Genomic DNA, 23487 nt, shown 5'->3' with positions numbered 1-23487 from the left:
GTCGTGAAGCCGCCGCCCCGGTCAACGGCGCAAGCGTGACGGTTGAGCGTCATTTCGACGACCAATGATCCGTCAAAGGATCAATCGTCGCCGTCTTGTCCGAAATTCGCGAACTCCACGTCGTGGAACCGTCGCTTACGCGTCGTCGCCAAACGTTAATCGGGCCTCCCATCGGCTGAAGCGAAACGTCGCTCGCCGAAGGGGACCTATGAGATGAAACTGAATCTGCTGATGGGCGCAGCCTTTGCGCCGATGATCCTGGCGACGCTGGCCCTGCCTGCGCATGCCGATGTCGCCATCGCGGCTTCGGCGTCCGCCGCCGTCTCGGGCGACGTGATCTATGGCCGCGTGACCAACGCGGCCGGCGCGCCCCTGCCGGGCGCCGAGATCCTGGTGCGCGGCGCCGGCCAGCGGGCCGTCACCAATAACCAGGGCGAGTTCACCCTGCCGGCCGCCGGCGGCCAAGTGGTTCTGGACGTGAACTATCTGGGTCTGCCCTCGACCAGCCAGACGGTCATGACCACGCCGGGCGAAAGCGCCAATGTCGCCATCGTCCTGGGCGCCCGTTCCTCGACCGATATGGCGGCCACCGACGTGGCCGACGTGGTCGTGACGGGCGTCATCACCGACGGCGTCGCCCGCTCGCTGAACCAGCAGAAGAATGCGCAAGGCACAGTCAACGTCCTGTCGGCCGACGCCATCGGTCGTTATCCCGACCCCAACGTCGCCGAGTCCCTGCAACGCGTCCAGGGCATCGCCATCCAGCGCGACCAGGGCGAAGGCCGCTACATCAACGTGCGCGGCGCGCCGTCGTCCTTCACCGCCGTGTCGGTGGACGGGGTCGCCATCCCGGCCGTGTCGCCGACGACCCGCGCGGTCGACCTGGACACCCTGCCTTCGGATATCGTCTCCAGCGTCGAGGTGTCCAAGACCCTGACGCCGGCCCAGGACGCCGATTCCATCGCCGGCGCCGTGGACATCAAGACCCGCTCGCCGTTCGACAAGCGCCGCCTGACGCTCAACGGCTACGCCGGCGGCAGCTACAACGACTACGGCGGTTCGGACACCCGCGCGGGCGCGACGGCGGCCAACGTCTTCGGCCCGAACGAAACCTTCGGCGCCCTGGTGTCGGTCAGCTATTCCGAGACCAACCGCCGGCCGGACAACGTCGAGAACGGCTGGTTGCTGATCAACCGCACGCCGGCGCAGGGCGGCGGCCAGATCTGGGGCCTGGAGAACACCCTCTTCAAGGATTACGAGACCGAGCGGACCCGCAAGGCCGTGACCGGCGCCCTGGAGTGGCGCCCTACGGACGCCACGCGATTCTGGCTGCGCGGCTCCTATGCCCAGTTCCGCGACGAAGAGTTCCGCAACACGCTGAACCTGACCTATAGCGACGGCGTTCTGCAGCCCGGCTCGACCGACACCAGCGCCACCTTCACCGGCGCCCGAATCTTCAAGCAACTGCGTCACCGGACCCAGGAGAACACCATCTCCACGGTGTCGCTGGGCGGCGAACACACGTTCGGCAACGGCGCCGTTCTGGATGCGACCCTGTCATTCGCCAATAGCGAACAGACCTATCCGAACCGCGACGAGCTGGTCTATCGCTCCACCGCAGTGCCGACGATGTCCTACAACACGGCCGACCACTACCAGCCGACCTATTCGGTCTTCACCGAGCCGACGGGCTTCTATCTGAACGCCAACAACTACGCCTTCCGCGAGAACACCTTCCGTTCCAACACGACCGAGCAGGACGACGTCGCGTTCAAGACAAACTTCGAACTGCCGACGGTCATCGGCGGCCGTGAAGTCACGCTGAAGTTCGGCGCCAAATACAGCACCCGCGACGTGACGGCGGACGAGGAACGGTTCCGCGACCGGACCGCGGCGGCCAACTCGGGCGCCCTGGCGCCGCTTCTGAGCGACCGTCGCTCTGAAAACTACGACTACAATCTCGGCTTCAAGTTCGACGCGGGTCTGGCCACCGACTACTTCGACCGCGTCCGGGCCGGCTCGACCAACCCTGACCCGGCCGCCGGCGTGCGCCGCATCCCGCAGTCGATCACGGCCGACTACACCGCCAACGAGGACATCCTGTCGGGTTATGGTCAGGCCAGGTTCGACATCGGGGCGACCAACGTCCTGATCGGGCTGCGGGTCGAGAAGACGAACTTTGAAGGTTCGGCCGTCAGCGTGGCCCTGTCGGGCGTGCAGACGCCGGTGACTGTGGACCGCGACCAGACCGATTTCTTCCCGAACCTGACCCTGCGCCACAACTTCAGCGACCAACTGGTCGGGCGTTTCGCCCTGACCCGCGCCATTTCGCGTCCTGATTACACCGACATCGTGCCGCGCGTTCTGGACACGACGGACAGCGGCCGCACGACGGTGACGCGCGGCAATCCCGATCTGAAGCCGACCTTGTCGAACAACTTCGACGCCGGTCTGGAATATTATCTGCGGCCGCTGGGCGTGATCTCGGCCAACGCCTTCTACAAGGACCTGTCGAACTATCGCTTCGTGCTGGTGACGCAGGGTGCGCCCTATACGCCGTCGCCGAACGGGTTGGCCGATTTCACCGAGGCGCGCAACGCCTATGAAGGCCATCTGGCGGGCATCGAATTCAACTGGCAGCAGACGTTCGACTTCCTGCCGGGCTGGGCTTCGGGCTTCGGCGTCTTCGCCAACTACACCCTGACGGACGCGGAGATGAAAACGCGCCGCGCCTTCGGCAGCACGGCCGTTCCAGGGAGCTTCCGCGACACGTTCGCCCTGCCGGGTCAATCGGACAAGACCTATAACGCCGCCCTGTTCTACGAGCGCTACGGCTTCAGCGCCCGCATCTCCTACACGCGACGTGGCGACTTCCTGGAGGCGATCGACGCGAACAACCCTGGCAAGGATCTGTACGTCGAGGGCCGGGGTCAGCTGGACTTCACCGCCAGCTACGACTTCGGCAACGGCGTGGAAGTGTTCGGCGAGGCCAAGAACCTGACGGACTCGGCCGGCGTGCGCTATTACGGCGTCAAGGAGCGGACCTACGAGTACGAGAAGTTCGGTTACAACGTCTTCATGGGCGTGCGCTTCAAGCTGTAAGCGCGCCGACCGAACGTGATTGAAGGGGCCGGGCGGCGACGCCCGGCCCTTTTTCGTCGTCTGACCCCCTGCAATTGGTCGAAACGCGGCCCCATATGGCGGGCAGCGGTTGACCCGTGCGGGGCCAACGCCGATCAGGCTCTATTTTTAATCGAGAGCATGATTCACGCCTCTGTCGGAACCGCGAAGCGGTTCCACCAGAAACGATCATGCTCTAGTGTCCGCGCGCCTTTCCCCGCGCGCCAGAAGACCAGAGGATACCATGGCCGAAGCCACCGCCGCCTACGACGTCGTCATCATCGGCGGAGGCCCTGGCGGCTATAACGCCGCAATCCGTGCGGGCCAGCTGGGCCTGAAGGTCGCCTGCGTGGAGATGCGCGAGACCTTGGGCGGCACCTGCCTGAACGTCGGCTGCATGCCGTCCAAGGCCTTGCTGCACGCGTCGGAACTGTGGAACGCCGCCAATACCGAGTTCGCCAAGATCGGCATCGAGGTCCAGCCCAAGCTGAACCTGGACCAGATGCACACGGCCAAGGACGAGAGCGTCACCGCCCTGACCAAGGGGATCGAGTTCCTGTTCAAGAAGAACAAGGCCGACTGGATCAAGGGCAGGGGCAAGATCGTCGGAACCGGCAAGGTGGAAGTCACCGCCGCCGACGGATCGGTCCAGACGCTGGACGCCAGGAACATCGTCATCGCCACCGGCTCCGAGCCGACCCCGCTGCCGGGCGTCGCCTTCGAGGACGGCAAGGTGATCGATTCCACCGGCGCCCTGTCGCTGCCGGCCGTGCCCAAGAAGCTGATCGTGGTCGGCGCCGGCATCATCGGCCTGGAGCTGGGTTCGGTCTGGCGCCGGCTGGGCGCCGAGGTCACGGTGGTCGAGTTCCTGGACCGGATCACGCCGGGCATGGACGCCGAGGTCGCCACCGCCTTTCAGCGCACCCTGACCAAACAGGGCATGACGTTCAAACTGGGCGCCAAGGTCACGGCCGCAAAGTCGGTCAAGGACGGGGTGGAACTGACGGTCGAACCGTCGGCCGGCGGTGCGGCGGAAACGATCAAGGGCGACGTGGTCCTGGTCGCCATCGGCCGCCGTCCTTACACGGACGGCCTGGGCCTGGAGAGCGTCGGCGTGACGCCGGGCAAGCGCGGCTTCATCGACCATGACAACTTCAAGGTGGCGGGCCAGGTCAACGAGGGCGGCGTCTGGGTGATCGGCGACGTGACCCACGGCCCGATGCTGGCGCACAAGGCGGAAGAGGACGCTGTCGCCGTGATCGAAACCATCGCCGGCAAATACGGCCACGTGAATTACGCCCTGGTGCCCAGCGTGGTCTACACCTTCCCCGAAGTGGCCTGGGTCGGTCAGACCGAGGATCAGCTGAAGGCCGCGGGCGTCGCCTACAAGAAGGGCAAGTTCCCGTTCGCCGCCAACAGCCGCGCCAAGATCAACCACGAGACCGACGGCTTCGTGAAGGTGCTGGCCGACGCCGCGACCGACAAGGTGCTGGGCGTCCACATCATGGGCCCGCAGGCCGGGGAGATGATCCATGAAGCCGCCATCACCATGAGCTTCGGCGGCGCGTCGGAAGACATCGCCCGCACCTGCCACGCCCACCCGACCCGTTCGGAAGCCGTGCGCCAGGCTGCCATGGATGTCGAAGGCTGGATGATGCAGGCCTGATCCGGCGCCGCGCCGAAAGGCGCGGGGCTTCAGGTCAAGAAAAAGGCCCGGTCGCTTCGCAGCGGCCGGGCCTTTTGTCTTTCAGTGGTGCGTCAGGCGGCCCAGGCGTTCTCGCGGTCGTGGGTTTGGCGGCCGGCCTCGATGCGGAAGCGCGACACCAGTTGTGCCAGGGTCTCGGCCTCGTGGCTGAGGGCCTGGTTGGCGGCGGTGGTCTGTTCGACCATCGCAGCATTTTGTTGAGTGGTCTGGTCCATCTGGTTCACGGCGACATTGACCTCGGCCAGGCCCACCGCCTGTTCGCGGGCGGAGGCGGCGATCTCGGCGGCCAGCAGATTGATCTCCGCCACCTGGCCGATCAGGGCGGTCAGGGCGCCGCCGGTCTGGGCCACCAGGCGGGCGCCGTCGCCGACGCTGGCGCTGGAGGCGGCGATCAGGCCCTTGATCTCGCGCGCGGCGTCGGCCGAGCGCTGGGCCAGGGCGCGAACCTCGGAGGCGACGACGGCGAAGCCGCGACCGGCCTCGCCTGCACGGGCGGCCTCGACCCCCGCGTTCAGCGCCAGAAGGTTGGTCTGGAAGGCGATCTCGTCGATGACGCCGATGATCTCGCCGATACGGCCCGAGGTGCTTTCGATCTGGCCCATGGCCGCGGTGGTGTCGGCGATGATCCGCTCGCGCTCCTCGGCGCCGCTGCGGGCCTTGGCGGTGATGCCGGCGGCGGACTGGGCGCCCTCGGCGGTCTTCTTCACCGTGACGGTGATCTGATCCAGGGCGGCGGCGGTCTCTTCCAGGGCGGCGGCCTGCTGCTCGGTGCGGCGCGACAGGTCGTTGGTGGCGGTGGTGACCTCGGCCGTGCCGGCGCGCATGGCCCCGACCAGTTCGATGATCTCGCCCATGGTCGCCGTCAGGGTGTCGGCGGCGGCGTTGTAGTCGTCCTTCAGCTTACGGCTGCGCTCGGCGAAGGTGGTGGTGATGCGGTAGGTCAGGTCGCCGCGCGCGAGGGCGGCCAGGCCGTCGCCCAGGGCCTCCACCACGACGGCGTCCTCGGCGGCCAGGCGTTCGCGATCCGCCTCGCTGGCGACACGGGTGGCGCGGGCGGTCTCGCGCATGGTTTCGGCCTCGGTCTCTGTTTCCTTCTGGCGCACGGCGGCGTCGCGGAAGGCGATGACGGCGCGCGAGATCTGGCCGATGTCGTCGCCGCGCGCGACCCAGGGGGCGTCGAAGTCGGTGCGGCCCTGGCGCAGGGCCTCCATCCGGTCGCACAGGCCCTTCAGCGGCGAGAACATCCGGCGCGACACATAGAGGCAGGCGCCCACGGTCAGCAGGGCCACGACCAGGCCGCAGGCGAACAGGGCGATCATCACATGGTTCACCGAGGCCATGAAGTCGGCCTTGGGAATGCCGACATACAGGACGCCGATCGTCTGGCCGGCCGCCGTCTTGATCGGGTCGTAGGCGACGAAATAGGGTTTGCCGAGGATGTCGGCCTGGCCGCGATACGCTTTGCCGTCCTTGAGCACGGCGTCGAAGACCGGGCCGGGTTTCAGCCGGGTGCCGACCGCGCGCGCGCCGTCGTCCTTGACCACATTGGTCGTGACGCGAAGGTCGCCCATGAAGACCGTCGCGGTGCCGCCGACCAGGGTCTTCACCCGATCAACAGGGGCGGTGAAATCGTTCATCGGGGTCGAGCCGACGTAGAGCTTGCCATCGCGCGCGGTGAAGCCGTCGCCATAGTCGGCCAGCACGTCCCAGGCGACCCGCATATTGGTTTCCTGACGCTCGGCCGCTCTGGCCTCGGCGTCGCGGGTCAACAGGACGGCGGCGACCGCCATCACGGCCAGGGTCAGGGCGCCGAGGGCGGCGATAACCATCAAGGCCGTCTTGGCCGACAGGGAAAGGGCGCTGAGCTTCATCGTCTGGTCCGAGTAGAAAGGCCGGTGGAGGGGCCGAGCTTCTGACTTGCCGGAACGAGGTTAAAATTCTCAACCTATAAGGGTTGATGCGTAGTCGGCTCAGGCCAGACCCTTCAGGCGATACAAGGCTTCCAGCGCCTCGCGGGGGCTGAGGGCGTCGGGATCGACGTCCTGCATGGCCTTCTCCAGAGGCGAAGGGCCGCGCATCGGCTCCGGCTCGGCGACGGCGAAAAGCGGCAGGTCGTCCAGGCGAGCGGCGGCGGCCTTTTCACCTTCCAGCCGGTTCAACACCGAGCGGGCGCGCGCGACGACGGAGGCGGGGACGCCGGCCAGTTTGGCGACCTGGACGCCATACGAACGGTCGGCCGCGCCGGGCGCAGCCTCGTGCAGGAAGACCAGTGCGCCGTTCCACTCGCGCGCGACCATGGACAGGTTGCAGACGTGATCCAGCCGCGTCTCCAGCTGGGCCAGTTCATGATAATGGGTGGCGAACAGGGTGCGGGCGCGGTTGGTCTCGTGCAGGGCCTCGGCCGTGGCCCAGGCGATGGCCAGGCCGTCATAGGTGGCGGTGCCGCGCCCGATCTCGTCCAGAACGACGAAGCTCTTGTGCGTCGCCTGGGTCAGGATGGCGGCGGTCTCGACCATCTCCATCATGAAGGTGGAGCGGCCGCGCGCCAGGTCGTCGCCGGCGCCGACGCGACTGAACAGCCGATCCACGACGCCCAGCCGCATCGACCGGGCGGGCACGAAGGCGCCGGCCTGGGCGAGGATGACCAGCAGGGCGTTCTGGCGCAGGAAGGTGGACTTACCGGCCATGTTCGGGCCGGTGACGATGGCGAGGCGCGATCCGTCCTGTCCCGATCCGTCCAGCCGGGCGTTGTTGGGTGTGTAGGGCGATCCTTGCGCCTTGACCGCCGCCTCGACGACGGGGTGGCGGCCGGCCTCGACGCAGAATGTCAGTGTGTCGTCCACCACGGGCCGGGTCGCGCCGACCTCCTGCGCCCATTCGGACAAGGCGGCATGGGCGTCCAGTTCGGCTAAAGCCTCTGCCACCGCCTGCAGCGGCTGGGCCAGGCGGGCGGCCTCGCGGCGCCAGCCCTCGAAGGTCTCGCCTTCTATGGCCAGGGCGCGGTGACCGGCCTGGCTGATCCTGGCGTCCAGTTCGGACAGTTCGACCGTGGTGAACCGGACCTGGTTCGCCAGGGTCTGACGGTGGATGAAAGGGCTGTCGGGACCGGCGCGGAACAGGGGCTCCGCCGCCTTGGCCGAGGTTTCCAGGAAATAGCCGAGGACGGCGTTGTGCTTGACCTTGAAGGGCACGCCGGATTCGGCGACGGCGCGCGCTTCCAGATCGGCGACGACGCGGCGGCTGTCGTCGCGCAGGGTGCGGGCGGCGTCCAGTTCGGGGCGATAGTCGGGGCGCACATAGCCGCCGTCGCGCGCCAGGTGCGAGGGCTCGTCCACGAGGCCGTCGATCAGATCGGCCTTCAGCCGCGACACGTCGGCAGACAGGGTCAGCCGGTCGAGCGCCGAGGCGATGCGACGCGGCTGGCCGGTCAGGGGATCGAGCTGGCCCCCCGACTGGCCGACAAACAGGCCGGCGACGCCCTCCGCGATCGACAGGCCGATGCGCACGGCCGCCAGGTCGCGCGGGCCGCCCCGACCCAGGGCCAGCCGCCCGACGGCGCGGGCGATGTCCGACGACGCCTTCAGCGCCTCGCGCAGGTCGCGCCTGAGCTCGCGCCGCTCCAGCAGCCATTCGACGGCGTCGAGCTGTTCGTTGATCGCGAGCGGATCGCGCAGGGGGCGAGCGATCCGTTCGGCCAAAGCCCGCGCCCCGCCCGAGGTGACGGTGCGGTCGATGCAGGCGAGCAGCGAGCCCTCGCGCTCGCCGCGCTGGGTGCGGTCGATCTCCAGACTGGTTCGCGTCGCCGGGTCGATGGCGAGAAAGCCGCTCTCGCCCAGACGGCGCGGCGGGGCCAGGGCGGGAACCTTGCCGGCCTGGGTCGTCTCCAGATAGGCGGCGATCAGGCCCAGCGCCGAGACCTCGGCCTCCTCGAAGGCGCCGAAGCCGTCCAGCGCGGAGACGCCGTAAAGCCGTTCGACCCGCACGCGTGCGGCCTGCGGCTCGGCGATGGCGCTGGCCAGCGCCTGGACCACGCCGCCCGAACCATCCAGCGCATCTCGCGTGGCCTCGTCCGAATACATCAGGTCGGTCACCAGAACCTCGGACGGTCGGAAGGCGGCGAGGGCCGCGCCCAGGTCTTCGATAGAACAGGCGACGGAATCGACGGCGCCGGACGACAGTTCGACCACGGCGACCGCCGCCCGGCCCTTGCGCACCGCGACCGCCGCCAGGCGATTGGCGCCGCGCGCGTCCAGCAGCGAATCCTCGGTCAGGGTGCCGGCCGTCACCACCCGGACCACGCCGCGATGGACCACGGCCTTGCCGCCGCGCTTCTTGGCCTCGGCGGGGTCTTCCAGCTGTTCGCAGATGGCGACCTTGTGGCCCATGCGGATCAGGCGGGCGAGGTAGCCCTCCATCGAATTGACCGGCACCCCGGCCATGGGGATGTCCTCGCCCTGGTGCTTGCCTCGCTTGGTTAGGGCGATGCCCAGGGCGGCGGCCGCGACCTCGGCGTCCTTGAAGAACAGCTCGTAGAAGTCGCCCATGCGGAAGAAGAGGATGGCGTCCGGCTGACCCGCCTTGGCCGTCAGATATTGCGCCATGAACGGCGTGGCACCCTCCAGCGAAGCGGCGATTTCGGGCGGGTGGGTGACGGGCGCGTTCATGTGGCGACAGGGTGACGGATCGCGCCCGGCGGCTCAAGGCCGTTGAACGGCCCTTGCACAGGCTTGTCGCCCCTGCGATAGGCCGCGCCAGGCGGTTTAGGGAACACGGTGAGACACCGTGGCTGTGCCCGCAACTGTAGGCGGCGAGAGCGTCGTCCGTCCGGGGTCTGATCACCTCGGCGCCACTGGGAAACTGGGAAGGCGAGGACGGCGTTTTTTGACCCGCAAGCCAGGAAACCTGGCCGCCAACGTCGCTCGTCGCTGTCCGGGACCAGGCAGAGGCGCGGGACTATCTCGTCGCAGCGACCCGACCTTGCGCCGTCCAGACCCTCGGTCTGGCGGGTCGGCTCGCTTTGAACGGTCTCTCGCGCGCATTCGCGGGACCGGAAACGGGGATCTCGCTCAATGAAGCGTTCCATTCTTCTCTCGACGGCCGCGATCGCGGCCGCCTTCGCCGCACCCGCATTTGCTGACGACACGACCCAGCTTGACGAAGTCGTCGTCACCGCCACCCGCATCCCGGCCATTGTCGCCGACACGCCCGGCGCCCGCGTCATCGACGGCGCGACCATCGAAAAGCGCGGCGCGATCTTCGCCGCCGACATCCTGGCCGACGTGCCGGGTCTGTCGGTGACGCGCTCGGGCGCTTTTGGAGGAGTCGCCCAGGTCCGCATGCGCGGCGCGACGCCCGGCAAGACCCTGGTCCTGGTCGATGGCGCGCCGGTCAACGATGCGGCCGAGCCCAACGGCGCCTATGACTTCTCCAGTTTCGAGCTGGCCGACATCGAGCGCATCGAGGTGCTCAGCGGCCCGCAGTCGTCGCTGTGGGGCTCCGACGCCATCGGCGGCGTGATTGCCTTCACGACGAAGGAGATCGACGGCGTGCGCGCCGAGGCCGAGGCCGGCAGTTTCGACACCGTGCGCGGCCGTCTGTCGGCCGGCGTCGCCAATGAGACCTACGCCTTCAGCGCCTATGTTTCGCGCTTCGACACCGACGGCATCTCCGCCGCCGATAAGGCCGACGGCAATCCCGAGACGGACGGTTTCCGCAGCACGACCCTGGGCGCCAAGGGGCGTTACGTCCTGTCCGATGCGGTCAAGATCGACGGCTCGGTGCGCTGGAACAAGTCGAAGGCCGACATCGACGGCTTCCCGGCGCCGACCTTCTCGCTGGCCGACACCGACGACACCCAGGAAAGCGAGCAATGGTCGGGCTTTGGCCGGGTGACCGCCAACGCGTTCGGCCTGAACCATCAGTTCAGCGTCTCGGCGTCGGACATCGACCGCAGCTCGGTAAGCGGCGGCTTCGGCTCGACCTTCACCGGCGACCGCCAGGCCTATCGCTGGCAGGCGGACGGCAAGGCGCAGGACGTGGACTATGCATTCGGCGTTGAGCGCAACGAGGCCTCGGCCGACCTGTCGTCGGGCCGGTCGCGCGAACTGGCGATCACCTCGGTTTTCGGCGTGGCCAAATACGATGTCGGGGCGCTGAACCTGACCGGCGGCCTACGTTACGACGACACCGACGACTTCGGCTCCAAGACGACGGGCCGGGTTTCGGCCGCCTATGATCTGGCCGGTGGTTTCATCCTGTCGGGCGCATACGGCACCGGCTTCAAGTCGCCGACCGTCAGCCAGGCGGTGTGCGACTTCTGCTTCGCACCGCTGCCCTATCCCGAACTGAAGCCGGAAACGGCCGACAGCGTCGAGATCGCCCTGGGCTGGGCCTCGGCCGACGGCCGGTTCGATGGCCGCGCGACCCTGTATCGCCTGAACGTCGAGGACCAGATCACCTATACGGCCGGCCGTTACATCAACGTCGCCAAGACCCGTTCGGACGGGTTCGAGCTGGAAGGCCGCGCCCTGCTTGGCGCCGGTTTCGACCTGACGCTGGCCTATGCCTGGACCGACGCCGAGGACCGCACGACGGGCGCCCGCCTGTTGCGCGTGCCGGAACACGCCGGTTCGGCGACCCTGGGCTGGACCGGCGACCGGGTCTCGGGCGCGCTGACGGTGCGGGCCGAGGGCGACCAGGACGACAGCGGCGGCTTCTCGACCGTGGCTCGCGAGGGCTTCGTCACGGCCAACCTGAACGCGGCCTATGAACTGACCGACCAGGTCACCCTGACGGCTCGGATCGAGAACCTGGCCGACGAACACTATCAGCAGGTGTTTGGTTACGGAGAGCCGGGACGGTCCGGCTATGTCGGGATCAGGCTGCGCTACTGATCCGGGCGCGGGCGCCGGCGGTGAAGGCCGCCGGCGCTTCGAGCGCCAGAGACGCCCAGTCCAGGTTCGGACAGGGGGCGTGGGCGGCGGCCAGGATGGCGCGCAGTTCGGCGGCCGAGGCGACGCTGGCCACCACCTTGTCCACGCCTTTCAGCGCCAGGGCGTAGCCCAGGGCCGCCTGCATCGGGTCACAACGTTGTTCGGCCAGACGCCGACGCGTGCGCGACAGGGCCTGGGCGTGGCTGGCCAGTTCGACAGGCAGATCGTCGCCGCCCGCGAACAGCAGGCCGCCGGCGAAGACCGAAGACAGATGAACGGATGCACCCGTATCGGCGATGGCTTCCAGTACGCCGTCCTGGGCGGCGCGTTGGTCCAGCAGGCTGCACGGCACCTGAACCACATCGGCTTCGAGACGGCGCGCCAGCAGGGCGGGACCGTCCTCCAACGTGGCGCAGAAACCGATGCGGCGATAAAGACCGCGATCCTTAAGGCTGCGGGCGCGATCCCACAGGGCGCGACCCTCAGCGCCGGCCAAGTCAGCGGCGTTGGAAATCAGCAGCACGTCGCCGCGCGGCAGACCCATACGTTCCAATGAGCGGCGGGCGCGGGCCTCGACCCGGTCCACACCTTCGCTGATCGGCACGGTCCGCACCGTCACCTGGAAGGGCGACGGGAATGGCCAGGCCTGACCCAGCAGGCGCTCGCCGTCGCCCTCGGGGCGGGTGGCGATCAGTTTGACGCCGGCGTCGGCCCCCGTTTGCAGCAGAAAACGCATGGCCTCTTCGCGGGCGCCGGACGGCGCGCTCATGAAGGCGCCGGGCGCGCGTTCGGGCTCTGTCACCACGGCGAGGGCCAGGCGATGGATGGGCGACGACGCCGAAGGTGTGGCGGGGGAATACGACACGCCCGCAATATGAGCCGCAATGCTTAAGGGACGCTGAGCGAGACCTTAAGCGAACCCTACTTATCCACCGCTGATATGCGCAATCAGGCGAAAATCAGGCATCCGCGTCGGGCTGACGATCCGGGTGGGCCGAGGCGAAGGCGGGGTGCGCCTCGGCGGTCGCCTCGATGGCCAGAAGGCGGGGCCAAGGCGACAGGTCCATGTTGAACCGCCGTGCCGAATAAAGCTGTGGAATCAAATAGCAATCGGCCAGCGTCGGCGCATCGCCTAAGCACCAGGCGCCGCCGTGGCGTGCGATCAAAGCCTCCAGCGCGTCGAACCCCGGCGCGATCCACCCGGCGGCCCAGGCGTCCACGGTCGCCTGATCGGCGTCGAAATTTGACCGCAAGGCCTTCAGCACCCGCAGGTTGTTCAGCGGGTGAATGTCGCAGCCGATCAGGGCGGTCATGGCGCGCACGGCCGCGCGATCGTTCGCCGCCCTCGGCAACAGGGCCGGCTCGGGGTGGGTTTCCTCCAGCCATTCCAGGATGGCCGGGCTCTGGGTGACGATCAGGTCGCCGTCTTGCAGAGCGGGGACCATGCCCTGCGGGTTCAGCGCCAGATAGTCGGCCGTCTTCTGCTCGCCCTTGCGCAGGTCGTGGGCGGAGAGGTCGTACCCCAGCCCTTTCAGATTCAGGGCGATGCGGACGCGGTAGCTGGCGCCCGAACGCCAATAGCCGTGCAGGATCATGGCTGGATTTCGAAGCTGAGCGTCTCCAGACCCTCGACGGTCACGACCACACGGTCGCCGGGGCTTACCGGACCGACGCCGGAAGGCGTGCCGGTGAAGATCAGGTCGCCGGGCTGAAGCGACCACAGAGCCTGCGCCGCCTCGACGATGCGGTCGGGGTTCAGGATCATGTCGTCCAGCGCGCCCGCCTGCTTGACCTCGCCGTTGACGCTGAGGCCGATGGCGCCGGCGGGATGGGGCAGGGCGCCCAAGGTTATGGGGCCGCACGGCGCCGACTGGTCGAAGCCCTTGGCGGCGTCCCACGGGCGGCCGGTCTTCTTGGCCTCGGCCTGGAGATCGCGTCGCGTTAGGTCGCAGCCGACGGCCCAGCCGACGATCGCGACGCCGCCGTCAGCATTGGGCCCTATGGCCGCGACCAGTTCGGCCTCGTAATGCAGGTTCGCCGTCGCCGAAGGATAGGCGGGGTTCGCGCCGTCCGACACGAGCGCGTCGCCTGGCTTGGTGAAGAAGAAGGGCGTCTGCTTGTCGGGGTCCGACCCCATCTCGCGCGCATGGGCGGCGTAGTTCTGGCCCACGCACAGAATCCGGCGAACGGGGAAGCGCTGGTCCGAGCCGACGATAGGCAGGGACGGGACGGGGCGGGGTGGGAACAGCCATTGGGTCATCCAGCCGTTCTAGTGCGGCGAAAAGCCCATGGCGAGGGTAGAGGCGGGCGCCCATCTGTTGGAACCTCGTTCGGAGTGTGGCGTTGCCAGACGGGGTTCTCTATTCTACCGCCAAGCTTTCAACGGAGCGCGCATCATGGCCACCACCAAGGCCCGAGAAGACATCAAGGCCGACCTGAAGACCCTCAAGGAGGATCTGAAGACCGGCGCCCGCGAAGAAACCCAACGCCTGCGCGAAAAGGCCGCCGAGGCTGAAGCCAAGCTGCGCGCCAAGAGCGACGAAGTGCGCGACCAGGCTCGCGGCTACTACGACGAAGCCCGCGTGAAGGGCCGCGAATATTACGACGACGCCGCCGAACGCTTCGACGAGGCGCAACGCTATGTCGTCGAGCGCGTGCAGGAGCGTCCGCTTCAGTCCACCGCGGTGGCTCTGGGCGTTGGTGTCATCCTGGGCATGCTACTGGCCGGCCGTCGCCGCTGATGTTCAAGGGCATCGTCAAAAAGCTGGTGGCGACGGCCGTCGTCGCCGCCAGCGTGTTTCTGGCCGTCGTCTTTCTTGGCGTATCCATCTTCTATGCGCTCAGCCTCAAGCTGACGCCGCTGGGCGCGGCAGCCGTGACCTTCGGCCTGTTCGCTCTGGTCGCACTGATTGTCGCCGTCGTCTTCCTGAAGGGCGACAAGCACGACGAGGACGACGAAGAGGAAGAGCCGGAAGGCTTGCTGGGCAAGGTGATCCATATCGTGCGCGAGCGGCCCATCGTTGGCGCCGTGGGCGGTCTGGGTGCGGCCTTCCTCCTGCTGCGCAATCCGGCTCTGGCGGCCATCGTCGCCAGCATGGTCGCGGACCGCAAGATGGACCAGGGCGGCTACAAGAGCCGTCGCCGTCGATAAGGCGCCCGAACGAGGGAACGGCCAAGCCGCCACGACGTTGATGCAACGGACCGACGAACGGCTCTAGGGTCGCCGACGGCAACATCAACTCAGGAGAGCTAAACCCATGATGCGTTGGGCAATTATCTTCCTGGTCGTGGCCTTGGTCGCGGCCGTTCTCGGCTTCGGCGGCATTGCGAACTTCTCGTTCGAAATCGCCAAATTCGTCGCCGTTGTCGCCATCATCCTGTTCGTCATCGCCCTCGTGGCCGGCGGACTTCGCGGACGCGGCGGCGCCCCCCGACTATAACGGGCGAGACAATCAGATTGAGGGGCGGGACTTCGGTTCCGCCCCTTTTTCTATGCACCAAGGCGATGTCGAGAAAGAACTTTACAACACAAAGTTTGTGGACGATGTTTCCTTCATCGGATTTGAGGAGGAGAGACCCATGACCCGCGAGACCCAGGCCATTCAGGACGACATCGCCTATATGCGCAGCCTCGCGCACGAGGGCCGCCATGCGCCGCTGCTGGCGGGACCGATCCTGGTTACGGCCGCCATCGTTTTCGGCGCCGCCAACATTGGCCAGTGGGCCATTCAGGCGGGAATAATCCAGGTCAATCCATGGGTGCAGCTGTGGCTCTGGATCGCCTCTGGCGTCGTCTTCGCCATCGGGTTGACGGTGTTGATCGGACGCATGACGGGCAAGCCGGGTATCAACTCGGCTGGCAACAAGGCGGTCGGCGCCGCCTGGTCCGGGGTCGGGTATGGCATCTTCGTCACCTGGCTGGCGCTGATGGCTCTATCTTTCAAGACCGGAAATTGGTCGTGGATGGCGGTGATGCCCACGACCGTGCTGGTCGCCTATGGCTCGGCTTGGATGATCGGTGCGGCGATGACGAAGACGCGCTGGATGTCGTTCACGGCCCTGGCGGCCTATGCCGGCGCGGTCGCGGTGGCCTGGTTCATCGAAAGCCCGGCGATCTATCTGGTGTTCACGGTCGTGCTGATGGCCGTCGCCCTGGTTCCGGGGATCATCCTGATGCGTCAGGAACCGTCGGAGATCGTCTGAGCATGGCCGATGATTTCGACATCAGCCGCATCGACGACGTCATCCATGGGCGCATTCGGCTGGGGATCATGGCCTATCTGTCGGGAGCGGGGACGGCGGATTTCACCAGCCTGAAATCCCGATTGCAGACCACGGACGGCAATCTGTCGGTCCATCTGCGCAAGCTGGAAGAGGCCGGTTTCGTCGCCGTGACCAAGAGTTTCAAGGGCCGAAAGCCCCTGACCGAGGCCAGCTTGACCGACCAGGGACGCGACGCCTTCGTCGCCTATCTCGACGCGATGGCGGGCCTGCTGCCAGATCGGTGAAATCAAGCTAGAAGCGCGGGCATGACCACCCGTCTTCACGCCTTCGAGGCCATCGACAACTTCCGTGACTATGGCGACTACGCCACGACGGCCGGGCGGCGCGTGCAGCCCGGCCGTCTGTTGCGCTCCGCCCACCATGCGCGGGCCAGCGATGCGGATCTGGAGCGGTTGAGGCTGCTGGATATCGGGGCGGTTGTCGATCTGCGTCGCCCCGGCGAGCGGCGCGATCAGCCGTCGCGTCGGCCGGAGGGTTTCACCGGCCTGGTGATCGAAGGCGGCGTCGACGACGGGGCCGAGGCGCCGCATATCGCCTTCCTGAAGACTGCGGATTTGACGCCGGATTCGGGGCGTCGGTTCATGGAAGCCACCTATCGGACCCTGCCGTTCGATTCGTCGCATCAGGATGTCTTCGCCCGCTATTTCCAAGCTCTGGCCGATCAGGACCGGGCGGTGGTGATCCATTGCGCGGCGGGCAAGGATCGGACGGGTTTCCTCGCCGCCCTGACCCATAACCTGTTGGGCGTGTCCCGCGACGACATGATCGAGGACTATCTGCTGACCAATACGGCGGTCGATCTGGCCGGACGCGCGCCCGGCATCGCCAGGCAGTTGCACAAGATGACGGGGCGTATCGCGTCCGACGACGCCGTCGTCGCCTTCCTGGGCGTCGAGGCCGCCTATCTGGAGGCCGCCTTCGCCGAGGTCGAGGCGCGGCATGGGTCGGTGGACGCCTATCTAAGCGACGCCCTGGGTGTCGATACGGCTCGGCGCGACCGGATCGTGGAGCGGCTGTCGGCGTGAGCGAGGTTCTGAGCCAGGTCGTCACGCGCGATGCGCCATGGGCGGAACCCGTCGCAGTGGCGGCGGGGCTGGGCGGCGGCGACGGCGTGCTGGCCTTGGTGTCCGACGGCGGGCCGGGCGGGCGATGGTCGCACGTGGCCACGGCGCCGGACCGCGTTCAAGTCGGTCCGGTCGATGACGCCGCGCCGTTCCAGGCGCTGAGAGATCCGGCGTTCGGCGCGGGCGTGGTGGGCCTGGCCGCCTATGATGCGGGCGCGCGGCCGGCGACCGGGCGGCGAGAGACGACATGGCCCGACCTGATGCTGGCCCGCTATCCGGCCATGCTGACCTTCGATCATCACCAGCGTACGGTGACCGCCTTGGGGCGAGGGGCGACGCCGGAACAGGCGGACGCGGCGGCGCAGGTCGCGCTCGGCTGGTTGGCGAACACCGCCGTTGTCGCCCCGCCGTCTGCGCCGGCCGAGACCTTCGACGCCGAAGCGCCGGCGGGCGCCTATCGCGCCGCCGTCTCGGACGTGGTGGAACGGATCGCTGCGGGCGAGCTGTTCCAGGCCAATATCGCGCAGGCCTGGTCCGGAGCCTTGAAGCCTGCCGCCGATCCGTTCGACGTCTTTTTGCGCCTTCAGCAGAATCGCGCCTCGCCGTTCGGGGCCTATTGGCGGATCGGGGAGCGGGCTTTGGTGTCCAACTCGCCCGAACTGTTCCTCGCCTTCGACGCCGCCAGCCGCCGCATCGAGGCCCGCCCGATCAAGGGCACCCGCCCGCGCGCCGTCGATCCGGCTCAAGACAAAGCCTTGGCGGATGAGTTGCAGGCCAGCGCCAAGGATCGTGCCGAGAACCTGATGATCGTCGATCTGATGCGCAACGATCTGGCGCGGGTGTCACAGCCGGGATCCGTGCGCGTCGGGACCCTGTTCGAGATCGAGCGCCATCCAACCGTGCATCACCTCGTCTCGACGGTGACCGCACGGGCAGCGGCCGGCGTCGGCCCCGCCGACCTGCTGGAGGCGACCTTCCCGCCGGGTTCGATCACCGGCGCGCCCAAGCATCAGGCCATGAAGGTGATCGCGACGCATGAGCCGCCGCGCGGCCCGTGGTGCGGCTCGCTGTTCCTGATCGGGGAGAGCGGCGCCCTGACGGCCTCGGTCCTGATCCGAACGGCCGGTTTCGAACGATCGGACGGCGTCTGGCGCTTCCGAACCCTGGCCGGCGCCGGCATCGTCGCCGACAGCGATCCGGCTGCCGAGGAAGCTGAGACCGACGTCAAGATTTCAGCGATGCGCGACGCCTTGATCGGGCCTTAGGTCAGCAGGTCTTGCAGGCGATGACGTCGGCCGTGCGGGGACGCAGATAAGCCATCCGCTTGAACTGGGTGACATAGGGGGCGACACGATCGAACGGCGACCTGTAGTCGTAGTTCGCCTCGGCCACGATGACGGATTCGCCGTCGGCGAGCATGTCGGAGGGGAGCTTGGCCTCCGCCACCGTCAGTTTCGCGGTTATGCCCTTTCCGACGCTCCAGTCGACCCGGTAGGTCGTCGCATTGACGCGCGTGACGCTTGAGACCCGCTGGGTCAGGCCGCTCGCTGCAAAAGGTTTCATGATCAGATCGCCGAAAGCGAGCAGATCCTGGACCTCGGTCTTGGTGACGGAATCGGATTGGGACACCAGGTCCGCCGTCATCGCGGCGACATGACCCGTGCGTTTCAGCGCCATATAGCCCTGGCAGAATTCGACCATGCCGAAATAGAACACGATCAGGATCGGAGCGAGAAAGGCGAACTCCACCGCCGCCAGCCCGCGCGTGTCGCGCGCCAGGGCCCTGAAGAAGGAGATCAGGCCGGACCTACGCATTCCAGGGCTCGTTGCGGAAGGCGGTCGTGGAGCGCAGTATGATCTTACCGATCCCGAGCGGCGAGGTGGCCTGGCTCAACATCGGGGTGGCGAGCGGGTGCACATACCAGACGCTGACCAGAATGAGGTCGCCGGGCTTGCCGCCGTCGTAGATGGTCTTTTTCTCGTCCATCGCGCCGTTGGTGATCGGATCGGGAGGATTGGGCTCGGTGAATTTGGGGATCACGCGGACATCCACGGTCGCGCGATTGGCGCAGTCGCTCTCGAACAGCATCATGCGGCTGCAGAATTCGGTCTTGAAGCGGGCGGCGGTGAACTTCTGCTGATCGGCCTGGCCGGTCCGGACCAGGCGGCCGGCTTCCGTGGTCGCCGTCTCCATCACGGAATCCAGAACGAAGACGATGCCCAGTTCCAGGATCGAGAAGATCATCAGGAAGAAAGGAAGGGCGACCATGGCGAACTCGACGGCCGCCGCGCCTTCACGCGTTCTTCTGCGCCGCGAACGACGCTGACGGGCGGCCGATGGGTCCGGGGCGCTCATGTCCGGGATCAGGGGGCGGTCGGCGCGCTGGTCGGCGCGACGCGGACGCTGGGCGCGCAGGAGGAACCGCAGGCCATTTCCGTCGCCTGGGCGCCGCGCCAGACGCGGACCGAGCCGGTCGAGCCGCCCGACACGACGATCTCGCGCTGGAACAGGGTGCGGCCGACGCCGTCGACCACGGCGACCTCGGTGACGCCATAGCCCTTGCCGACGATGAACAGGGTGTTGGCGTCGACCATCGATACGTCCGCGATCTGCGGATTGCCGACGATGACCGAGGCGGCCGCGCCGCGCAGCTGGACCCGGGTCGAGCGATCGATCTCGACGTTGAGCGGGCCGTTCTGGGCGTGGGCGACAATGGGAGACGCGACGAGGGCGACGGCGAGGACGGCGGCGGAGATGCGGGACATCGGCGGCTCTGAATAACGGCGCGTGCAGACGCGGACGCACGCATGATGCAGCCGTGATCCTCAATAAAGCCTGAAGCGACGCCATCAGAATTTTCTTTGGTAAATCCGCGCGTAACCAAACCTCGTGACTCAGATTTAACGGGGGTCTGGCATTTTGATCCTGCGTTTGGGGGTCAAGCGGGCTACCGGCTCCCCCCGCCAAGTTGCTCGCTAGACCATTTGAAAAAAGGAACTACCCCATGACCAAGTTCATCTCGCGCTTCGCCAAAGACGAATTGGGCGCCACCGCCATCGAGTACGGCCTGATCGCGGCTCTGATCGCCGTCGCCCTGATTACGGTTCTCGGCACGATGAGCACCCAACTGAAGGGCACCTTCACTCGCGTCGCCACCGACCTGCAGACTGCCAACAGCAAGTAACTCTCCAAAGAGATACGACGGAAGGGCCGGGGCCAAAGCCCCGGCCCTTTTCGTATGTCGGAAACCCAACCTTAAGGCATGGCTGCGACTATTCTCATTATGGATATTCTGCTGCTCATCGTGCTCGGCGTGTTTCCGGCCCTCGTGATCGTCGGCGGTCTGCATGACCTGATCACGATGAAGATCCCCAACTGGATCTCGCTGGCCCTGGTCGGCGCCTTCTTTCCCGTCGCCCTGCTGATCGGCGCCGCGCCGATGGATATCGCCATTCACGTCGGGATCGGCGTGGCTGCGCTTCTGGTCGGAATGGGAATGTTCGCGGCCGGATGGGTCGGCGGCGGCGACGCCAAGCTGCTGGCGTCCAGCTGTCTGTGGATGGGATTGAGCGGCGTCGCGCCCTTCCTGCTGTGGACCGGCATCGCTGGCGGCGTCTTCTGCCTGTTCCTGATGACCGCCCGCCAGTATTTCCCGATGGTAGCACCGTCGGTGTCGCAAGGGTGGGTCGTCAATCTGATGCAGCCCAAGGGCGACATCCCCTATGGCGTCGCCATCGCCGCCGGCGCCCTGTTGGCTCTGCCGGAAAGCGGCTTGATGCTGACCTTCGCCTCGGGTCGCTGAGGCTACACGGACCAGCGTTCGCGCCGCTTAGGAAGCGTTAACCCGTAAGGGTCATGATCGTTAACGGTAGGCCTCGGGGACTGAATCCGAACACAGCGCCTGCTGGAGACATCCTGGATGAAGCCCGCCCGTATCGTCGTCATCTGCATCGCCGCCGTCTCGGCCATCGGTCTGGCCCTGGTGGTTCGGGCCATGGGATCATCCTCGAACCAACCCGCCGCGCCTGCAGCCGCCGCTGCGGTCGAAACGCGGGCGATGGCCAAGGTGCTGGTCGCCGCCAAGGATCTGGAGCCGGGCAAGCGTCTGGTCGAAGGCGATCTGGCCTGGAAAGACTGGCCGGCGGACGAGGTCAATCCGGTCTTCATCACCGACGGCTCCACGCCTGTTCCCGCAAAGCCCGTCGCCGAGAACGCGGCCGAGAAGGCCTCCGGCGCGGTCGAGCGTGTCGCCCATGCAGCAAACGAACTGGCCGGACCCGGCGCCAAATCCGACTATATCGGTTCGGTCGTGCGCGAACCCATTCTCGCCGGTGAGCCGATCGTGGCGCGCAAGATCGTGCGCGCCGGCGACAGCGGATATCTGGCCGCCTATCTCGAACCGGGGATGCGCGCGATGGCGATCGCCGTGACCGTGGAATCCGCCGCCGGCGGTTTCATCCTGCCGGGCGACAGAGTGGACGTGGTCCTGACCGCAGAAACCAACCGCAACGGCGCGGTCGAAGGCGCCTCCAAGTCCAAGTTCATTTCCGGCACCGTGTTGCAGAACATCAAGGTTCTTGCCATCGACCAATCGACGCGCGCCGGCGACGACGAACAGGCCGTGGTCGGCGCGACCGCCACCCTGGAAGTCCGTCCGCAGGACGCCGAAATGCTGGCCCAGGCCAAGGCCGAGGGCGAGCTGTCGCTGTCGCTGCGCTCCTATGCCGATACGGCCGGCCCGTCCGGCGCCACGCACCGTCGCGCTGCGGCGACGGCTCAACCCCAGGCCGTTCGCATCTATCGCGGCGGCGCGCCCGAAGTGGTCGCCGTCCCATGAAAGCCGTTCCGATGCGCCGATCCGCGATGCAAAAGACCGCCGCCGTCGCCTGCGCCCTTCTGGCCAGCCTGACCGCCGCGCCCGCCGGCGTCGCCCAGACCCGCGCCGCCGTGGCGATGGGCGCCGCGCCGCAGATGATCAACCTTCCGCGCGGCACATCCTTCGCCGTCGATCTGCCGGCCGACGCGCGCGACGTGATCGTGTCCAATCCGCAGGTGGCCGAGGCCATGCTGCACTCGCCGCGCCGCATCACCGTGATCGGCATCGCGCCGGGCGAGACCGACGCCGTCTTCCTGGACGGGGCCGGACGCACGATCCTGAGCCTTAAGGTGCGGGTGGATGCGGGCACCAGCGCGCTGCAGGACACGCTGAACCGGATGATCCCCGGCGGACAGGTCCGCGCCGAGGCGGTCAACGACAGCATCATCCTGACCGGCGTGGCGGAAAACCCCGCCTCCTCGACCCAGGCCGCGCGCATCGCCGCCGCCTTCGTCTCGGCGCCCGAAAAGGTGCTGAACCTGATCACCGTGCCGGGTTCGGACCAGGTGACGCTGAAGGTTCGCGTGGTCGAGGTTCAGCGCAACGTCATCAAGCAGCTTGGTTTCAATACGTCTGCGGTCATCGGCCGCCTGGGCGATACGCAATGGCTGTTGGGCAATGCAGCGACCTGGGGCGTCAACGGCGCCTTGCTGGGCGGCATCAGCGCCGGCTCGTCGATCGATACGACGAAGAACTATCAGCTTCAACGGCCGTGCGGCGGCGCCTTCGCGCCCGGCGTCCTCTGCAACTACACTGTGAACGGCCCCCAAGACGCCGCGAACTGGGATACGGCGCCGCAGGGCGCCGGACCCGGCTCTGACGGTCTCAACAAGGGCGAGGCCATGTTGAAGGCCTTCGAACGCGTCGGTCTGTTGCGCACCCTGGCCGAGCCGAATCTGACCTCCGTCAACGGCGAGGCGGCCAGCTTCCTGGCGGGCGGCGAATTCCCCGTGCCGGCCAGCCGTGACGCCCAGGGCCAGATCACCGTCCAGTACAAACCCTACGGCGTGGGCCTGGCCTTCCGGCCGGTGGTGCTGTCGGGCGGGCGCATCAGCCTTCAGGTCAAGGTCGAGGTGTCGGAACTGTCGTCGCAAGGCGGCCTGACCATCGGGGCGGGGACGCCGTCGTCGATCACCCTGCCGGGCCTGACGGTGCGTCGCAGCGAGAACACCATAGAAATCCCCTCGGGCGGTTCGATGATGATCGCGGGCCTGCTGCGGGAAAGCAGCCGCCAGGCGGTGGACTCGCTGCCCGGCGTGACCAATCTGCCGGTGCTGGGTCAGCTGTTCCGTTCGCGCGACTATCTTATGGGCGAGACCGAGCTGGTGGTCATCGTCGAGCCCTATATCGTCAGCCCGACCTCGCCCGGCAGGATGCAGACGCCGGCCGACGGCCTGCGGATCGCCGAAGACAGCCAGACTATCCTCTTCGGACAGCTGAACCAGGTCTATGGCCTGCCCAATGCGCCCCCGGCCGGTTCGGTCGGCTATGTGATCGAGTGAGCG

Annotated in this window: 22 protein-coding genes and 1 riboswitch; of the genes, 14 read left to right on the top strand and 8 right to left on the bottom strand. The window is 67.3% G+C overall.

From position 1 onward, the window contains the following. Nucleotides 1-213: 213 nt before the first annotated feature. Both AC3ISA_RS05090 and lpdA read left to right on the top strand, forming a co-directional pair. Nucleotides 214-3102, top strand: a complete 2889-nt coding sequence (locus AC3ISA_RS05090) for a TonB-dependent receptor (protein WP_489179613.1) — start codon at nucleotides 214-216, stop codon at nucleotides 3100-3102. 262 nt (nucleotides 3103-3364) lie between these two features. Further along, nucleotides 3365-4786: a dihydrolipoyl dehydrogenase gene (gene lpdA, locus AC3ISA_RS05085; protein ID WP_372692292.1), complete on the top strand. Its 1422-nt coding sequence runs from the start codon at nucleotides 3365-3367 to the stop codon at nucleotides 4784-4786. Nucleotides 4787-4878: 92 nt separating this feature from the next. Here the strand turns inward: lpdA and AC3ISA_RS05080 are convergent, their stop codons facing one another. After that, nucleotides 4879-6696 (bottom strand): methyl-accepting chemotaxis protein, encoded by a 1818-nt coding sequence (locus AC3ISA_RS05080; RefSeq protein ID WP_489179612.1) that lies wholly within the window; start codon nucleotides 6694-6696, stop codon nucleotides 4879-4881. Nucleotides 6697-6795: 99 nt separating this feature from the next. After that, nucleotides 6796-9489 (bottom strand): DNA mismatch repair protein MutS, encoded by a 2694-nt coding sequence (gene mutS / locus AC3ISA_RS05075; RefSeq protein ID WP_489179611.1) that lies wholly within the window; start codon nucleotides 9487-9489, stop codon nucleotides 6796-6798. A 76-nt stretch (nucleotides 9490-9565) separates the two neighbouring features. Next, nucleotides 9566-9749: riboswitch (cobalamin riboswitch) on the top strand. Nucleotides 9750-9894: 145 nt separating this feature from the next. On the opposite strand from mutS, the gene AC3ISA_RS05070 reads away from it, so the two are divergent. Then, complete coding sequence (locus tag AC3ISA_RS05070; protein ID WP_489179610.1) at nucleotides 9895-11718, top strand: TonB-dependent receptor plug domain-containing protein; 1824 nt, start codon at nucleotides 9895-9897, stop codon at nucleotides 11716-11718. On the opposite strand, the gene AC3ISA_RS05065 is transcribed toward AC3ISA_RS05070, so the two are convergent. From AC3ISA_RS05065 to AC3ISA_RS05055, 3 genes are all read right to left on the bottom strand, one after another. Continuing rightward, nucleotides 11702-12622, bottom strand: coding sequence for an aldo/keto reductase (locus tag AC3ISA_RS05065; RefSeq protein ID WP_372692297.1), 921 nt, complete (start codon nucleotides 12620-12622; stop codon nucleotides 11702-11704). The two genes, AC3ISA_RS05070 and AC3ISA_RS05065, sit on opposite strands and share 17 nt — an antisense overlap. Nucleotides 12623-12716: 94 nt before the next feature. Then, on the bottom strand, nucleotides 12717-13352 hold the full coding sequence (maiA, locus tag AC3ISA_RS05060; protein ID WP_489179609.1) for a maleylacetoacetate isomerase: 636 nt from the start codon (nucleotides 13350-13352) through the stop codon (nucleotides 12717-12719). After that, nucleotides 13349-14017 (bottom strand): fumarylacetoacetate hydrolase family protein, encoded by a 669-nt coding sequence (locus AC3ISA_RS05055; RefSeq protein WP_489179608.1) that lies wholly within the window; start codon nucleotides 14015-14017, stop codon nucleotides 13349-13351. Before AC3ISA_RS05055 ends, maiA begins: the two co-directional genes overlap by 4 nt. A gap of 136 nt (nucleotides 14018-14153) precedes the next feature. Between AC3ISA_RS05055 and AC3ISA_RS05050 the strand changes: the two genes are divergently transcribed. The 7 genes from AC3ISA_RS05050 (at nucleotide 14154) to AC3ISA_RS05020 (ending at nucleotide 18370) form a co-directional block, all read left to right on the top strand. Then, a complete protein-coding gene (locus AC3ISA_RS05050) occupies nucleotides 14154-14498 on the top strand; it encodes an ElaB/YgaM/YqjD family protein (protein ID WP_159848619.1) in 345 nt (114 codons plus the stop codon). After that, nucleotides 14498-14908 carry a hypothetical protein gene (locus AC3ISA_RS05045; protein WP_372692301.1) on the top strand — a complete coding sequence of 137 codons (411 nt, stop codon included), beginning with the start codon at nucleotides 14498-14500 and terminating at the stop codon, nucleotides 14906-14908. The genes AC3ISA_RS05050 and AC3ISA_RS05045 overlap by 1 nt, the downstream gene beginning before the upstream one ends. A gap of 106 nt (nucleotides 14909-15014) precedes the next feature. After that, nucleotides 15015-15197 carry a DUF1328 domain-containing protein gene (locus AC3ISA_RS05040; protein ID WP_291538791.1) on the top strand — a complete coding sequence of 61 codons (183 nt, stop codon included), beginning with the start codon at nucleotides 15015-15017 and terminating at the stop codon, nucleotides 15195-15197. 139 nt (nucleotides 15198-15336) lie between these two features. Then, the gene (locus AC3ISA_RS05035) at nucleotides 15337-15960 is read left to right on the top strand and encodes a hypothetical protein (protein WP_489179607.1); all 624 of its coding nucleotides are present in this window, start codon (nucleotides 15337-15339) and stop codon (nucleotides 15958-15960) included. A gap of 2 nt (nucleotides 15961-15962) precedes the next feature. Then, nucleotides 15963-16265 carry a winged helix-turn-helix domain-containing protein gene (locus tag AC3ISA_RS05030; protein ID WP_489179606.1) on the top strand — a complete coding sequence of 101 codons (303 nt, stop codon included), beginning with the start codon at nucleotides 15963-15965 and terminating at the stop codon, nucleotides 16263-16265. A gap of 21 nt (nucleotides 16266-16286) precedes the next feature. Then, nucleotides 16287-17066, top strand: a complete 780-nt coding sequence (locus AC3ISA_RS05025) for a tyrosine-protein phosphatase (protein ID WP_489179605.1) — start codon at nucleotides 16287-16289, stop codon at nucleotides 17064-17066. After that, on the top strand, nucleotides 17063-18370 hold the full coding sequence (locus AC3ISA_RS05020) for an anthranilate synthase component I family protein (RefSeq protein WP_489179604.1): 1308 nt from the start codon (nucleotides 17063-17065) through the stop codon (nucleotides 18368-18370). Before AC3ISA_RS05025 ends, AC3ISA_RS05020 begins: the two co-directional genes overlap by 4 nt. Nucleotide 18371: 1 nt before the next feature. Here AC3ISA_RS05020 and AC3ISA_RS05015 read toward each other — a convergent pair whose 3' ends face one another. Genes AC3ISA_RS05015 through AC3ISA_RS05005 form a run of 3 tightly spaced genes read right to left on the bottom strand, consistent with a single transcriptional unit; the run spans nucleotide 18372 to nucleotide 19871 of the window. Further along, entirely contained in the window at nucleotides 18372-18920 is a 549-nt protein-coding gene (locus AC3ISA_RS05015; RefSeq protein WP_489179603.1) for a TadE/TadG family type IV pilus assembly protein, read from the bottom strand. After that, nucleotides 18913-19461 (bottom strand): TadE/TadG family type IV pilus assembly protein, encoded by a 549-nt coding sequence (locus tag AC3ISA_RS05010; protein ID WP_372692307.1) that lies wholly within the window; start codon nucleotides 19459-19461, stop codon nucleotides 18913-18915. Before AC3ISA_RS05010 ends, AC3ISA_RS05015 begins: the two co-directional genes overlap by 8 nt. An 8-nt stretch (nucleotides 19462-19469) precedes the next feature. Then, complete coding sequence (locus AC3ISA_RS05005) at nucleotides 19470-19871, bottom strand: pilus assembly protein N-terminal domain-containing protein (RefSeq protein WP_489179602.1); 402 nt, start codon at nucleotides 19869-19871, stop codon at nucleotides 19470-19472. 239 nt (nucleotides 19872-20110) lie between these two features. Between AC3ISA_RS05005 and AC3ISA_RS05000 the strand changes: the two genes are divergently transcribed. The 4 genes from AC3ISA_RS05000 (at nucleotide 20111) to AC3ISA_RS04985 (ending at nucleotide 23484) form a co-directional block, all read left to right on the top strand. Further along, nucleotides 20111-20290 (top strand): Flp family type IVb pilin, encoded by a 180-nt coding sequence (locus tag AC3ISA_RS05000; RefSeq protein ID WP_489179601.1) that lies wholly within the window; start codon nucleotides 20111-20113, stop codon nucleotides 20288-20290. Between the two features lie 99 nt (nucleotides 20291-20389). After that, complete coding sequence (locus AC3ISA_RS04995; RefSeq protein ID WP_489179600.1) at nucleotides 20390-20908, top strand: A24 family peptidase; 519 nt, start codon at nucleotides 20390-20392, stop codon at nucleotides 20906-20908. Between the two features lie 117 nt (nucleotides 20909-21025). After that, the gene (gene cpaB / locus AC3ISA_RS04990) at nucleotides 21026-21943 is read left to right on the top strand and encodes a Flp pilus assembly protein CpaB (RefSeq protein ID WP_489179599.1); all 918 of its coding nucleotides are present in this window, start codon (nucleotides 21026-21028) and stop codon (nucleotides 21941-21943) included. A 26-nt stretch (nucleotides 21944-21969) separates the two neighbouring features. After that, complete coding sequence (locus AC3ISA_RS04985; protein ID WP_489179598.1) at nucleotides 21970-23484, top strand: type II and III secretion system protein family protein; 1515 nt, start codon at nucleotides 21970-21972, stop codon at nucleotides 23482-23484. Nucleotides 23485-23487: the final 3 nt, after the last annotated feature.

This window comes from Brevundimonas sp. KH_058 (assembly GCF_057838505.1).
This window is presented reverse-complemented; position numbering and strand designations above follow the sequence as displayed.

Coding starts and splice junctions, on each gene's coding strand:
- AC3ISA_RS05090 (WP_489179613.1), top strand. CDS start 214: ATGAAACTGAATCTGCTGATGGGCGCAGCCTTTGCGCCGATGATCCTG.
- lpdA (WP_372692292.1), top strand. CDS start 3,365: ATGGCCGAAGCCACCGCCGCCTACGACGTCGTCATCATCGGCGGAGGC.
- AC3ISA_RS05080 (WP_489179612.1), bottom strand. CDS start 6,696: ATGAAGCTCAGCGCCCTTTCCCTGTCGGCCAAGACGGCCTTGATGGTT.
- mutS (WP_489179611.1), bottom strand. CDS start 9,489: ATGAACGCGCCCGTCACCCACCCGCCCGAAATCGCCGCTTCGCTGGAG.
- AC3ISA_RS05070 (WP_489179610.1), top strand. CDS start 9,895: ATGAAGCGTTCCATTCTTCTCTCGACGGCCGCGATCGCGGCCGCCTTC.
- maiA (WP_489179609.1), bottom strand. CDS start 13,352: ATGATCCTGCACGGCTATTGGCGTTCGGGCGCCAGCTACCGCGTCCGC.
- AC3ISA_RS05055 (WP_489179608.1), bottom strand. CDS start 14,017: ATGACCCAATGGCTGTTCCCACCCCGCCCCGTCCCGTCCCTGCCTATC.
- AC3ISA_RS05050 (WP_159848619.1), top strand. CDS start 14,154: ATGGCCACCACCAAGGCCCGAGAAGACATCAAGGCCGACCTGAAGACC.
- AC3ISA_RS05045 (WP_372692301.1), top strand. CDS start 14,498: ATGTTCAAGGGCATCGTCAAAAAGCTGGTGGCGACGGCCGTCGTCGCC.
- AC3ISA_RS05040 (WP_291538791.1), top strand. CDS start 15,015: ATGATGCGTTGGGCAATTATCTTCCTGGTCGTGGCCTTGGTCGCGGCC.
- AC3ISA_RS05035 (WP_489179607.1), top strand. CDS start 15,337: ATGACCCGCGAGACCCAGGCCATTCAGGACGACATCGCCTATATGCGC.
- AC3ISA_RS05030 (WP_489179606.1), top strand. CDS start 15,963: ATGGCCGATGATTTCGACATCAGCCGCATCGACGACGTCATCCATGGG.
- AC3ISA_RS05025 (WP_489179605.1), top strand. CDS start 16,287: ATGACCACCCGTCTTCACGCCTTCGAGGCCATCGACAACTTCCGTGAC.
- AC3ISA_RS05015 (WP_489179603.1), bottom strand. CDS start 18,920: ATGCGTAGGTCCGGCCTGATCTCCTTCTTCAGGGCCCTGGCGCGCGAC.
- AC3ISA_RS05010 (WP_372692307.1), bottom strand. CDS start 19,461: ATGAGCGCCCCGGACCCATCGGCCGCCCGTCAGCGTCGTTCGCGGCGC.
- AC3ISA_RS05005 (WP_489179602.1), bottom strand. CDS start 19,871: ATGTCCCGCATCTCCGCCGCCGTCCTCGCCGTCGCCCTCGTCGCGTCT.
- AC3ISA_RS05000 (WP_489179601.1), top strand. CDS start 20,111: ATGACCAAGTTCATCTCGCGCTTCGCCAAAGACGAATTGGGCGCCACC.
- AC3ISA_RS04995 (WP_489179600.1), top strand. CDS start 20,390: ATGGATATTCTGCTGCTCATCGTGCTCGGCGTGTTTCCGGCCCTCGTG.
- cpaB (WP_489179599.1), top strand. CDS start 21,026: ATGAAGCCCGCCCGTATCGTCGTCATCTGCATCGCCGCCGTCTCGGCC.
- AC3ISA_RS04985 (WP_489179598.1), top strand. CDS start 21,970: ATGCAAAAGACCGCCGCCGTCGCCTGCGCCCTTCTGGCCAGCCTGACC.